General features: G+C 71.7%; 2 protein-coding genes. Both read right to left on the bottom strand.

What is annotated here, in order from left to right; translation table 11 throughout:
* Positions 1–74: 74 nt before the first annotated feature.
* On the bottom strand, positions 75–4,787 hold the full coding sequence (locus OG948_RS06175; RefSeq protein WP_406294447.1) for a type I polyketide synthase: 4,713 nt from the start codon (positions 4,785–4,787) through the stop codon (positions 75–77).
* A 275-nt stretch (positions 4,788–5,062) separates the two neighbouring features.
* Positions 5,063–13,849, bottom strand: coding sequence for a type I polyketide synthase (locus OG948_RS06170; protein WP_406294445.1), 8,787 nt, complete (start codon positions 13,847–13,849; stop codon positions 5,063–5,065).
* Positions 13,850–13,921 lie beyond the last annotated feature (72 nt).

Raw genomic sequence — 13,921 nt, 5'->3', positions numbered from 1 at the left:
GAGCACCCACACCCACGCACGGCGTCCCGCGACCGAATCGGTCGCGGGACGCCGTGCGGGTACCGGGAGTTCGCTCAGACCGCGGCCGGGACCGGCTCGCTCGCCTCGATCTCCAGCCGCAGGAACCGGGCCAGCGCGGTGGGCGTCGGATTGTCGAACACCGCCACCGTGGCCAACTCGATCCCGATCGCGGCACTCAGCAGATTGCGCAACTCCAGTGCGGTGAACGAGGAGAAACCCAACGCGACGAAGTCCTCGTCGGCGTCGATCGCCGCGCCCGACCCGTGCCCGAGCAGCGCCGCCACGTGTCCGAGCACGATGTCGAGCAGGACACGCTCGCCCGCCGCGTCGTCCGGGGCCGCCAGCACCCGCCGCCGAACCTCGACGGACCGATCACCCGCGTCGGCCGCCGCGCCGGTGCCGGCCGGGTCCGAGGGGGCGTCCGTCGCCGCGAGATCGCGCACCAGCGCGGACGCGCCCACCCCCGCGAAGCGGGCCGGCAGGCGATCCCACGCGGCGTCCGCGACGACCAGGCTCGGCACGTCCCGATCCGGCGCCTGAGCCAGCGCCTCGAACAGCGCCTCGATCGCCGGCTGCGCGGCCACCGGCCGCAGCCCGTCCACCTCGACCGCCCCCGCGCCGGTCGAGTCCCACGGACCCCACGCCACCACACCGGCCGGCAGCCCCCGCTGCCGGCGTGCCTGGGCGAGCGCCTCCAGATACGCGTGTGTACCGGCGTCGGCCGGATCCGGCGAGGTGCCGAGCAGACCGGCCAGCGAGGAGAAGAGCACGAACGCGGACAGGTCCAGGTGCTCGGTGACCCGATCCAGGTTCGCCGCCGCCGACCGGTGAACGCCCTTGTCCACGAGCGTGGTTGCCTCGCTCTCGGCGGCCGGGGCGGGTGTCGTGTGCAGCACCGCGGCCAGCGGGTGCTCGGCCGGGACCAGCGTGAGCAACCGCACCGCCTCGGCCGGATCCGCCGGGTCGCACACGGCAACCGTCACCCGCGTGCCCAGGCCGGCCAGTTCCTGCTCCAGCGCCGATGTGTCACCCGGGACGGCCCGGGTGAGCAGGAGATGATCGGCGCCGCGTCGGGCCAGCCACCGGGCGACCTGGGCACCGAGGGATGTGGTGCCCTCGGTGATCAGCGTGGTGCCACGCGGCTTCCAGCCGCCGCCGTCGGCCGCCCGCGCACCGGGCGCGGCCCGCACCAGTCGCCGGACGAACACCCCGGTGGCCCGAATCGCCACCTGGTCCTCGACGTCGGCACCCGCCAGTACCCCGGCCAGCCGCGCCGTCGCCCGCTCGTCCGGCCGCTCGGGCAGATCCAACAGGCGGACCGTACCCGGGCCGTCCGGTGCGCCCGCGCCCACCGCCCGGGCCAGGCCCCACGCGAGCGCCCGGTCCGGCCGCGCCGGCGCTGCGTCGCCGCGGAGCGCGACCGCGTCGTGCATGACCAACCACAGCGGCGCCTCGATCCCGCTCTCCGCCAGCACCCGCACCAGCCGACCGGCGGGGTCCGGATTCGGGTCCGGGGCCGGGTCGACCGGCGCCAGGGCCAGCACTCCGTCCGGATCGCAATGCCGTGCCAGCGCGGCGGACAACGCGGGCCCGTCCGGCGCGCCGTCCGCGGCGACCGGGACTTCGATCCGGATCGGCTGCGCGCCGTGCCGGCCGAGCGCGGCGAACACGTCGTCGGCGGCCGGATGATCCGCCGGCGCGAGCAGCAGCCACGTGCCCGACAACACCGCGCTCGACGGCTCCGGTACCGGCTGCCAGACCACCCGGTGCCACCACCGGCGCTGCCGCCGCCACGCGGTCAGCGCGGGCAACAACGCACGCAGGGCGGCTTGTCCGTCGGCATCCACGTGCAACGCGTCCGCCAGCGCATCCGGATCGTCGTTCTCCACCGCCGCCCAGAAGCGCGCGTCGGCCGGCGCCTCCGCCACACCGTCGAACCCGTCCTCGGAGCCCGGGGATTCCGGTACGTCCAGCCACAGGCGCTGCCGCTGGTAGGCGTACGTCGGCAGGCCGACGGGCGGCGGCGGACCGGCGGGTCCGGTGAGTACCGACGGCCAGTCGACGGACACCCCGTGCAGGTGGGCGGTGGCCAGGGCGGTCGCCACGCTCCGGGCCTGCGGGCGGTGTCCGCGCAGGAGCGGGACGAACGCCGATTCCCCCCGGGCACCGGACTCGTCCCGGCGGAGCTCGTGCACGGTTTCCTGGGTGAGGGTGGTGAGGGTGGTGTCGGGGCCGAGTTCGAGGTAGGTGGTGACGTTTTGGTGGTGGAGGGTGGTGATGCCGTGGTGGAAGTGCACGGCGTTGCGGATGTGGTTGGTCCAGTAGGTGGGGTCGGTGAGTTGTTCGGTGGTGGCGATGGTGCCGGTGGTGTTGGAGATCAGTGGGGTGTGTGGGGGGTGGTAGGTGAGGGTGCTCGCGATCGTTCGGAACTCGTCGAGGATGGGGTCCATGTGGGGTGAGTGGAATGCGTGGCTGACCTTGAGTTCTTTGGTTTTGTGGCCGGCTGCGCGGGCTTGTTCGGCGATGTGGAGGCAGAGCTCTCGATCGCCGGAGATCACCGTGGCCCGAGGTGCGTTGTGGGCGGCGACGGAGACCAGGTGCTCGTGTCCGGTGAGGAGTTCGGCCAGTTCGTTGGGTGCGGCGCTCACGGCGATCATGGTGCCGCCGGTGGGTGCGGTTTGCATGAGGCGGGCGCGTGTGGTGACGAGGGTGGCGGCGTGGGGGAGGGTGAGGACTCCGGCGAGGTGGGCGGCGGTGAGTTCGCCGATGGAGTGGCCGATGAGGTAGTCGGGTTTCACGCCGTGGTGGGTGAGGAGGTGGTGGAGGGCGGTTTGGAGGGCGAAGAGTGCGGGTTGGGTGTAGCGGGTCTGGTTGAGGAGTTCGGGGTGGTGGTCGATCACTTCGCGGAGCGGTCGGTCCAGGTGCGGGTCGAGGTGGGCTACGGCTTCGTCGAAGGCATCCGCGAACACCGGGTGGGCCGAACGTAGTTGACCACCCATGCCGGGGCGTTGGCTGCCCTGGCCGGTGTACATGAACGCGACGCGACCGGCCGCGGGTGTGTGGTGGTGCCGGAGCGTCGTGGTGCTCACCTGGCCCTGGGCCAGTGCGGTGAGGCCGAGCAGGAAGTCCTCGCGCTTGTCGGCGACGACGGCCGCGCGGTGGTCGAACGTGGTCCGCCGGGTGGCGAGTGTGTGCGCGACCGCGATCGGATCGAGCTCGGGATGCGCGTCGATGTGCGCGTGCAGGCGCAGCGCCTGGTCCCGAAGCGCTTGCGGAGTACGGGCGGAGAGCAGCCATGGGACGGGGCGGGCGTCACCGGTCCCGGTGGTCGGATCGGCCGCCGACGCCGCGTCGGGTTCGACGGTGGGTGCCTGCTCGATGATGAGGTGGGCGTTGGTGCCGCTGATGCCGAAGGAGGAGATGCCGGCGCGGCGGGGGTGGTCGGTTTCGGGCCAGGGTTCGGCCTCGGTGAGGAGGGTGACGGCGCCGGCGGTCCAGTCGACGTGTGGTGACGGTTCGTCGACGTGCAGTGTCTTGGGCAGTAGGCCGTGCCGCATGGCCAGCACCATCTTGATCACGCCGGCGACACCGGCGGCGGCCTGGGTGTGGCCGATGTTGGACTTCAACGAGCCGAGGTAGAGGGGTTGTTCGGTGGGTCGGTCCTGGCCGTAGGTGGCGAGCAGGGCCTGTGCCTCGATCGGGTCGCCGAGGGTGGTGCCGGTGCCGTGCGCCTCGACGGCGTCCACCTGATCGGCCGTCAGTCCGGCGCCGGCGAGGGCCTGTTGGATCACTCGCTGTTGGGAGGGGCCGTTGGGTGCGGTGAGTCCGTTGCTGGCGCCGTCCTGGTTGACGGCGGAGCCGCGCAGGACGGCGAGGATGGGGTGTCCGTTGCGTTCGGCGTCGGAGAGCCGCTCCAGCAGCAACAACGCGGCACCCTCGGCGAAGCCGGCGCCGTCCGCTGCCGCGGCGAACGATTTGCACCGGCCGTCGGGCGCGAGACCGCGTTGGCGGCTGAACTCCACGAACAGGCCCGGGGAGGCCATCACGGTGACGCCTCCGGCCAGGGCGAGCGTGCACTCGCCCTGACGCAGCGCGTGGGCGGCCAGGTGGATGGCGACCAGGGACGAGGAGCACGCCGTGTCGATGGTCAGCGCGGGTCCTTCGAGGCCGAACGTGTACGACAGGCGTCCGGACGCGATGCTGCTCGCGCTGCCGTTGCCGATGTATCCCTCGAACTCCTCGGCCGCGTGGGTCTGGAGCCGTGACCCGTAGTCGCTGTACATCACGCCGGCGAACACGCCGGTACGGCTGCCGCGCAGCGAGGTCGGTTCGATCCCGGCGCGCTCGAACGCCTCCCAGGCCGTCTCCAGGAGCAGCCGGTGTTGCGGGTCGGTGGCGATCGCCTCACGCGGACTGATGCCGAAGAACTCCGGGTCGAAGTGGTGCGCGTCGTGCAGGAAGCCGCCGTCGCGGGTGTAGGAGGTGCCGAGCCGATCGGGATCGGGGTGGTAGAGCTCCTCGACGCCCCAACCCCGGTCGGTCGGGAAGCCGCCCACCGCGTCGGTGCCGTCGGCGACGAGTCGCCACAGGTCGTCGGGCGTGCGGACGCCGCCCGGATAGCGGCAGCTCATCGCGACGATCGCGATCGGCTCGCGGCCGCGACCGGCCTCCTTGGCCTCGACCTCCTGGAGCCGACGGCGGGTCTGGTGCAGGTCGTTGGTCACCCACTTGAGGTAGTCGACGAGCTTCTCTTCATTCGTTGCCATCGGAACTTCTCCTCGACAAGGAGGCGCATGTAGCGCGGGGCGCGCGGGTGGGGAGGCATGGGTGGGGGATGGGTGGTCTGGGTCGCGGTGGTGGCGACACGGGGGTGAGAGGAGTGGGGCGGAGAGGAGTGGGGCGGAGAGGGCGTGGTGACGGGGGCGGAAGGTGCGTGGTGGGCGCGGCGGTGTGCGAGACCGTGGCTTGGGCTTGGGCTTGGGCTTGGGCTTGGGCTTGGGCTTGGCCTTGGCCATGGGCGGTTCGGTTGGGTGAGTGAGGGCTATTGGAGGGAGCGGCCGAGTTCGTTGTCGATGAAGTCGAAGATGTCGTCTGTGGAGGCGGTGTCGATGCGGTCGGTGACGTCCGCGTCGGCGGTGGTCGTGGGGGCGGTCCAGCGGGAGAGCACCGCCTGGAGGCGTTGGGTGATGCGACCGCGCGTGGCCTCGTCCTCGGTGGCTTCCAGGCGCGCCAGGCTCGCCTCGAGGCGGTCCAGGTCGGCCAGCGCCGGCGCGGACGGCGAGGTGCGTGGCGCGAGGCCGTCCCGGAGGTAGCCCGCCAGCGCGACCGGGGTCGGGTAGTCGAAGACCAGCGTCGCGGGCAGCCGCAGGCCGGTCGCGCCGTTGAGTCGGTTGCGCAACTCGACGGCGGTGAGCGAATCGAAGCCGAGATCGTTGAAGCCCTGATCGGCGACCACCGCATCGGGACTCGCGTGCCCGAGTACCGCCGCCACCTGGCCGCGCACCAGGTCGAGCAGCAGCGCGGTCTGCTCGGCATCGGACAACCCGTTCAACCGATCGGCGAGCGGCTCCACACCGACGGCCGACGTGCGTCGACCGGGCAGCCGGATCAGCTCGCGCAGGATCGCCGGCAGCGTGCCGTCGGCCGCCTGCGCGCGCAACGCGGCCGGGTCGAGCCGGGCCGGCAGCAAGGCCGGCGCGCCGAGTCCGAGTGCCGCGTCGAGTAGTTCGAGTCCTTCCCGCGTGTCCAGCGGCAGCAGTCCGCCTCGGGTCACCCTGGCCCGGTCGGTGGGGTCCAGGCCGCCGGTCAGCGCACTCGTCTCGGCCCACAGGCCCCACGCGAGCGACGTGCCGGCGAGCCCCCGGGCCCGGCGATGGTGGGCGAGCGCGTCCAGGAACGTGTTCGCGGCGGCGTAGTTGGCCTGCCCGGGATTGCCGAAGCAACCCGCCGCCGAGGAGTAGAGGACGAAGTGGCTGAGGTCGTGGTCGCGGGTGAGTTCGTGCAGGTGCCAGGCCGCGTCGACCTTGGGCCGCAGGACCGCGTCGAGATGTTCACCCGTCAGGCCGGTGACGACCGAGTCACGCAACGTGCCGGCGGTGTGGATGACCGCGCCGAGCGGGTGCTCGGCGGGGATCGCGTCGAGCACCTCGGCGAGCGCCGCGCGGTCGGCGGTGTCGCACGCGGTGATGGTCACGGTGGCGCCGAGACCAATGAGTTCGTCGGCGAGATCGCCGGCACCCTCGGCCGTCGGTCCACGTCGGCTGGTCAACAGCAGATGCCTGGCCCCGTGTTCGGTGACCAGGTGCCGCGCGGCCAGCCGGCCGAGCGTACCGGTCCCGCCGGTGATCAGGACCGTGCCCTTCGGATCGAGGACGCGCGGCGCCGGATCGTCCCCGGCTACCGCCGCGCCGACCCGAGCCAGGCGCGGGACCAGGATCTTCCCTTCCCGCAAGGCCAGTTGCGGTTCGCTACCCGCGACGGCGTACGCCAGGGCCCGGCGCGACCCGGCGCCGCCGTCGGTGTCGACCAGGGTGAACCGCTCGGGGTGCTCGCTCTGTGCGGACCGGAACAAGCCCCAGAGTGCCGCGCCCGCCAGATCGGACGTGTTCTCGCCGGGCCGGGTGGCGACCGCGCCGGTGGTGACCATCACGAGCCGGCTGTCCACGAGCCGCTCGTCCGCCAGCCACTCCTGGAGCAGGGCCAGCGCCTCGCCGACGGCCGTACGTACCGCCTTCGGGGCGGCGTCCCCGTCGAGCGCGGACCCGACCGGCGCGAGGACGATGCCCGGCAACGAGCCCGGAGACTCGCGCAACGACTCCCGCAGCGCGGCGAGATCGGCGTACGAGACACCTTCGGCGTCGGAGTGGTGGAATGGGCTGTCCGCACCCAGGGTGACCCAGGCATCCGACTCGACCGGGCCGGCCGGTACCGGCTGCCAACCCAACCGGAACAGAGAGTCCGTCGCGCCGCCGCCGCGCGCCGAGGCGAGCTGCTCGGGTGAGAGCGGACGTACGGTGAGGGATTCGACGGTGACCACCGGGGCGCCGGTGCGGTCGGCGACCTCCAGCGCCACCGCGTGCTCGCCGACCGGGGTGAGCCGCACCCGGACCGAGGTCGACTCGGTGCGGTGCAGCCGTACCCCGTTCCAGGAGAACGGGAGCACCACCGGCCGGGTCACCTCCGACGCGTTCGAATCCGCCACCGGCTCCGGCGCCGGAGCCAGCCCCATCGGGTGCAGCGCGGCGTCGAGAAGCGCGGGGTGCAGGCCGAAGCGGGAGACGTCGGTGTCCGGGGGCAGGTCGACCTCGGCGTACAGCTCGTCGCCGAGCTGCCAGGCGACCCGGAGTCCTTGGAAGACCGGTCCGTAGCCGAGGCCGTGCAGGGCCAACCGGTCGTAGTGGTCGGACACATCCAGCTCGACCGCCCCGGGCGGAGGCCAGCTCGTCGCATCGAACGCGGGTGCCGCGGAGACGAATTCGTCGGCGGTGAGCGCGCCTACGGCGTGTCGGGTCCAGGGTTGGTCGGTGTTCGGGTCGTCGGTGCGGGAGTGGATGGTGATGGTGCGTCGGCCGGTGTCGTCCGGGGCGGTGAGCGCGACCTGAAGCTGGACGGCGCCCACGGCGGGAATGACGAGGGGGCTCTCCAGGGTGAGTTCCTCGAGGGCGACGGTGTCGGTCGCCTCCACCGCGTGCAGTGCGAGGTCCAGGAACGCGGTACCCGGCAACAGGATGGTGTCCAGGACGGCATGGTCCGCGAGCCACGGATGGGTGCGGACCGAGATCCGCCCGGTGAACAAGTGCGTTCCGGCGTCCGCGAGTTCGACGGCGGCGGTCAGCAGCGGGTGCTCGACCGGGTGCAGCCCCAGCCCGGTCGCGTTTCGATCCGAGGGCAGTGACTCGAGCCAGTAGGACTGGTGTTGGAAGGCGTAGGTGGGCAGTTGGGGATCGTCGGCGGTGGTGCGATGCGCGGGGATGTGGGCGTGCCAGGACGGGGCGATGCCGTGGGTGTGCAGGGTTGCCAGGCTGGTGGTGAAGCGGTGGTGGGTGCCTTGGTCGCGGCGGAGGGTTTCGGTGATGTGGACGTTGTGGCTTTCGGTGGTGTCGGTGATGGGGTGGGTGAGTACGGGGTGTGGGCTGGTTTCGATGTAGGTGTGGTGGCCGGTGGTGGTGAGTTGTTCGATGGTGGGTTGGAGGAGGACGGGGTTGCGGAGGTTGTCGTACCAGTAGTGGGGGTTGAGGGTGGTGGTGTCGTGGATGTGGGTGGTGGTGACGGTGGAGTGGAAGGGGGTGTGGGCGGGTTGGGGTTTGATGGGTGCGAGTTCGGTGAGGAGGCGTTGTTTGAGGGGTTCGACGTGGTGGGAGTGTGAGGCGTAGTCGACGGCGATGCGTCGGGCGTGGATGTCGCGGGTCTGGGTGTGTTGTTGGAGTTCGTCGAGTGCGGTGGCGTCGCCGGAGACGACGGTGTTGTGGGGTCCGTTGTGGGCGGCGATGTGGATGCGGCCGTTCCAGGGTTGGATGAGGGTGTGGGTGTCGTCGGCGGAGAGCGGGATGCTGGTCATGCCGCCGTGTCCGGCGATGGTGGTGAGGGTTTGTGAGCGGAGTGCGGCGATGCGGGTGGCGTCGTCGAGGGTGAGTGCTCCGGCGGTGTAGGCGGCGGCGATTTCGCCTTGGGAGTGGCCGATGACGGCGTCTGGGTGGATGCCGTGGTGTTGCCAGAGGTGGGCGAGTGAGGTCATGACGGCGAAGAGTGTGGGTTGTATGACGTCGACGCGTTTGGGGTCGGGGGTGCCCGGTTTGGCGTGGAGGACGTCGATGAGGTTCCAGTCGACGTAGGGTTTGAGTGCCTCGGCGCAGGCGTCCAGGTGCTCGCGGAAGGGCGTGGAGGTGGCGTAGAGGTCGAGTGCCATGCCGTCCCATTGGCTGCCCTGGCCGGGGAAGACGAACACGATCTTGCCGGGGTCGGTGGTGGCGCTGCCCTGGATGAGGTCGGGGACTTCCTGCTGCTGTGCGAGGGCGCTCAGGGTGGCGGTGTGGTTGCCGATGATCACCGCGCGGTGCTCGAACAGCGTGCGCCCGGCGAGTACGCGGGCGACAGCCGCCGGGTCCGACTCCGGTCGAGCGTCGAGATGTTCAGTCAGCCGCCGCGCCTGATCATGCAAGGCCTGCGGCGTACGCGCCGACAAGACCCAAGGCAGCGGCAATGGGTCGGCGGTGACCGGGGTTTCCGGCTCCGGATCGCCCGGTGCCGGTGCCGGATCGGCTACCGGCGCTTGTTCGATGATCACGTGCGCGTTGGTGCCGCTGACGCCGAAGGAGGAGACGCCTGCTCGTCGGGGGTGGTTGGTGTCGGGCCAGGGTGTGGGTTCGGTGAGGAGGGTGACGGCGCCGGAGGTCCAGTCGATGTGGGGTGATGGTTCGTCGACGTGGAGGGTTTTGGGGAGTAGGCCGTGTTGGATGGCGAGGACCATTTTGATGACGCCGCCGACGCCGGCTGCGGCTTGGGTGTGGCCGATGTTGGACTTCAGGGAGCCGAGGTGGAGGGGGTGTTGGGTGGGGCGGTTGTGTCCGTAGGTGGCGAGGAGGGCTTGGGCTTCGATGGGGTCGCCGAGGGTGGTGCCGGTGCCGTGTGCTTCGACGGCGTCGATTTGGTCGGGGGTGAGGTTGCCGGCGGCGAGTGCCTGGCGGATGACGCGTTCCTGGGAGGGGCCGTTGGGTGCGGTGAGTCCGTTGCTGGCGCCGTCCTGGTTGATGGCGGAGCCGCGTAGGACGGCGACGACGGGGTGGCCGTTGCGTTGGGCGTCGGAGAGGCGTTCGAGGAGGAGCAGGCCGACGCCCTCGGCCCAGCCGGTGCCGTCCGCCGTCGACGAGAACGCCTTGCAGCGGCCGTCCGGCGACAACCCGCGCTGGCGGCTGAACTCCACGAACATGCCCGGCGTTGCCATCACGGCCGCGCCGCCGGCGAGCGCCAGCGAGCACTCCCCGTGTCGAAGCGCCTGTGCGGCCAGGTGGATCGCGACGAGCGAGGACGAGCACGCGGTGTCCACCGTCACCGCCGGCCCCTCGAACCCGAACGTGTAGGCCACCCGACCCGACGCGACACTCGCCGTACTGCCGGTGAGCAGGTAGCCCTCGAAGCCGTCGGCCGGTTCGTGCAGGCGCGGGCCGTAGTCCTGACTCATCGCGCCCACGAAGACTCCGGCGTCGCTGCCGCGAATCGTGGACGCGTCGATGCCCGCCTGTTCGAACGCCTCCCACGCGGTCTCCAGCAACAAGCGTTGTTGGGGATCCATCGCGGCGGCCTCGCGCGGACTGATGCCGAAGAACTCCGCGTCGAACCCGTCTGCGTCGTGCAGGAATCCGCCCGCTCGCGCGTACGTCTTGCCCGGTACACCCGGCTCCGGCGCGTACAACTCGTCGACGTCCCAGCCCCGGTTCGTCGGCAACGGGGTGATGGCGTCGATGCCCTGGCTGACCAACTGCCAGAGCTGATCCGGGGATTGCACGCCACCCGGATAGCGGCAGCTCATCGCCACGATCGCGATCGGATCGTCGTCGCGCGGCGCGATCACCCGGGCCCGCGAGTCGTTCGTGGTGCCGATCCCGGAGAACCGGGCCAACAGGTGGTCGGTCAGGACCCGGGGCGTCGGATGGTCGAAGGTGAGGGTCGCGGACAGGTCCAGCCCGGTGGAGGTCGCGAGCCGGTCGCGGAACTCCACCGCCGTCAGCGAGTCGAATCCCGACTCCTTGAAGCTCTGCCCGGGGTCGACGGCGTCGGAGGTCACGTGGCCCAGCGCGATGGCGGCCTGGGTGCGGATCAACTCCAGCAGCACGCGCTTTTGTTCGGCTTCGGACCGGCCGCCGAGGCGGCGCGCGAGCGGGTTGGCCGGCTCCGGGGTCTCCGCGTCGTCGGTGTTCTTCGCGTCCTCCGTGGGTTCCGCGTTCGACGCGGGATCCGGGCCCGTCTTCGCGGCGGCTTCGACGCTCGGTCCGGAATCGGCGCCCGGCGCCGGGTCGGCGAGCCAGTAGCGGCGACGCTGGAACGCGTAGGTGGGCAGGTCGTCGACGACCTGGTCGGTGGTGAGCTGCGTGCTCCAGTCGGGGGCGGCGTCCAGGAGCCGAGCGTGCGCGATGGCGGTGGCGACCGTGTGGGCCTCGGGATGCCTGCGGCGCAGGGTCGGGATGAAGGCGGGCGATGCGTCCCGGGCGGAGTCACCCGATCGCAGGCTCTCGACGGTGCCCCGGGCGAGAGTGGTGAGGGTGCTGTCGGGGCCGAGTTCGACGTAGGTGGCGACGTCGTGCCCGTGGAGCGTGGTGACGCCGTCGTGGAAGTGCACGGCGTGGCGGATGTGCTCGGTCCAGTAGGCGGGATCCGCGAGTTGCTCGGTGGTGGCGATGGTGCCGGTGATGTTGGAGACGAGCGGGGTGTGCGGCGCGTGATACGTCAGCGATGCCGCGATGTCCCGGAACTCCGCCAGCACGGGGTCCATGTGCGGCGAGTGGAACGCGTGGCTGACGGTGAGTTCCTTGGTCTTGTGTCCCGCGCCGCGTGCCTGTTCCGCGATCCGGCGGCACCGGTCGCGATCGCCGGAGACCACCGTGGCCCGAGGCGCGTTGTGCGCGGCGATGGACACCAAGTCGTGGTGATCGGCCAGGAGTTCCGCGAGCTGTTCCGGCGTGGCGTCGATCGCGATCATCGCGCCGCCGGAAGGCGCGGTCTGCATGAGTCGCCCGCGTGCGGTGACGAGGGTGGCGGCGTCGGGGAGGGTGAGGACTCCGGCGAGGTGGGCGGCGGTGAGTTCGCCGATGGAGTGGCCGATGAGGTAGTTCGGGGTGATGCCGTGATGGATCAACAGGTGGTGCAGTGCGCTCTGGAGGGCGAAGAGCGCGGGTTGGGTGTAGCGGGTCTGGTTGAGGAGTTTGGGGTGGTGGTCGATCACTTCGCGGAGGGGTCGGTCCAGGTGCGGGTCGAGGTGGGCCACGGCTTCGTCGAAGGCGTCGGCGAACACCGGGTACGCGGCGCGCAGTTCGGTCCCCATGCCGGGTCGTTGGCTGCCCTGCCCGGTGTACATGAACGCCGTCCCGCCGGCGGATCCCGAGTACGTGCCTTGCACGACCGAGGCGCCGCCCTGGTCCTCCGCGAGTCCGGCCAGCCCGGCCAGGAAGCCGGCCCGCCGGTCCGCGACGACGGCCGCCCGATGGGCGAACAACGTCCGCCGGGTCGCCAGTGTCCGGGCGATCGCGGCCGGGTCCGCGTCCGGGCGCGCGGTGACGTACGCGTGCAGGCGGGTCGCCTGGTCCCGCAGCGCCTGCGGGGTACGGGCGGACAGCACCCACGGCGTCGGTGCCAACGGCTGCTCCGCGCCCGAGTCCGCGCCCGAGTCCGCGCCCGAGTCCGAGTCCGAACCCGGGCCCGCGCCCGAGTCCGCTCCGGCGCTCGCGCCCCCAGCCGTCGCGACATCGTCCCGAAGTCGTGCGGTGGGCGATTCCGTCAGCACAACATGGCAGTTCGTGCCGCCCATGCCGAACGAGCTGACTCCCGCGATCAGCGGTCGATCGGGCTGCGGCCAGGCACCCGATTCGGTCTGTACGCGCAGGTTGAGCTCGGCCAGCGGTATGTCGGGGTGCGCCGTCTCGTGGTTGAGGGTGGCCGGGAGCACTCGGTGATGGATGCTCAGCGCGATCTTGAGCAGCCCGACGATGCCCGCCGCACCCTCCAGGTGCCCGACGTTGGTCTTGGCCGACCCGACCCTGAGTGGTTCGCCGGACGCGGTGCGACGGGTCCCGAGCGCCGCGCCGAGCGCCGCGGCCTCGATCGGGTCGCCCACCTTGGTGCCGGTGCCGTGCAGCTCCACGTACTGGACGTCGTCCGGACCGACGCCGGCGGCGCGGTGCGCGAGGCGGACGACGGCTTCCTGGGCCCGTGCGTCGGGGACGGTCAGACCCGGCGTGGCGCCGTCGCTGTTGATCGCGCCGCCGCGGATGACGCAGTACACCCGGTCGCCGTCGGCCAGCGCGCGGGCGAGCGACTTGAGGACGATCGCGCCGCCGCCCTCGCCGCGCACGTAGCCGTTGGCCCGGGCGTCGAAGGCGAAGCAGCGACCGTCGGGCGAGAGCCCACCGAACTTGCTCGCGCCGACGGTGCTTTCCGGCACGAGGTTGAGGTTGACGGCACCGGCGATGGCGAGTTCGCAGTCGCCGCGCCGGACGCTCTCGCAGGCCGTGTGCACGGCGACCAGCGCGGAGGACTGGGCGGCGTCGAGGGTGAGGCTGGGCCCGTGCAGATCCAGCGTGTACGAGAGGCGGTTGGCGATGATGGCGCGGTTGACGCCGGTGAGGCTGTGCCGGGTGATCGCGGTGGGACCGCCGCGGTGCAGCAGCGCGGCATAGTCGTCCATGGTGGCGCCGACGAAGACGCCCGTTCGGCTGCCGGCGAGGGTGCCGGGGACGATGCCGGCGTCCTCCAGGGCCTCCCAGCCCAGTTCCAGGATCAGCCGCTGCTGCGGGTCCATGGCCACCGCCTCGCGTGGGGCGATGCCGAAGAAGGCGGGATCGAAGCCGTCGACACGGTCCAGGAATCCGCCGTGCCGGGTGGCCACCTTGCCCGGAGCCGAGGGGTCCTCGTCGTAGTAGGCGTCGATGTCCCAGCGGTCGGCCGGGACTTCGGTGATCGCGTCGACGCCGTCGTGCAGCAGCCGCCAGAAGGCCGCCGGGTGCTCCGCCCTGGGCAACCGGCAGGACATGCCGACGATCGCGACGGCGTCGGTGTCGATGCCGGCGGTGTCGACGTCGGTCGCCGGCGTCGTCGCGGCGGGCACGGGCTTTCCTGTCATCGCGTGTCACTGCCCCTCGTCGTGAACAGGTCGCGGCGGCCGCACCGTGCGGGGATGCCTGAGGACCGTTCG

The sequence above is a fragment of the Embleya sp. NBC_00888 genome, from assembly GCF_045207655.1.
Taxonomy (GTDB): domain Bacteria; phylum Actinomycetota; class Actinomycetes; order Streptomycetales; family Streptomycetaceae; genus Embleya.
The sequence above is the reverse complement of the archived record's forward strand: the minus strand, read 5'-3'. Positions and strand labels throughout refer to the sequence as shown.

Bases quoted from the DNA above. Each gene is read 5' to 3' on its own strand.
- OG948_RS06175 (WP_406294447.1), bottom strand. From the start codon at position 4,787: ATGGCAACGAATGAAGAGAAGCTCGTCGACTACCTCAAGTGGGTGACC.
- OG948_RS06170 (WP_406294445.1), bottom strand. From the start codon at position 13,849: ATGACAGGAAAGCCCGTGCCCGCCGCGACGACGCCGGCGACCGACGTC.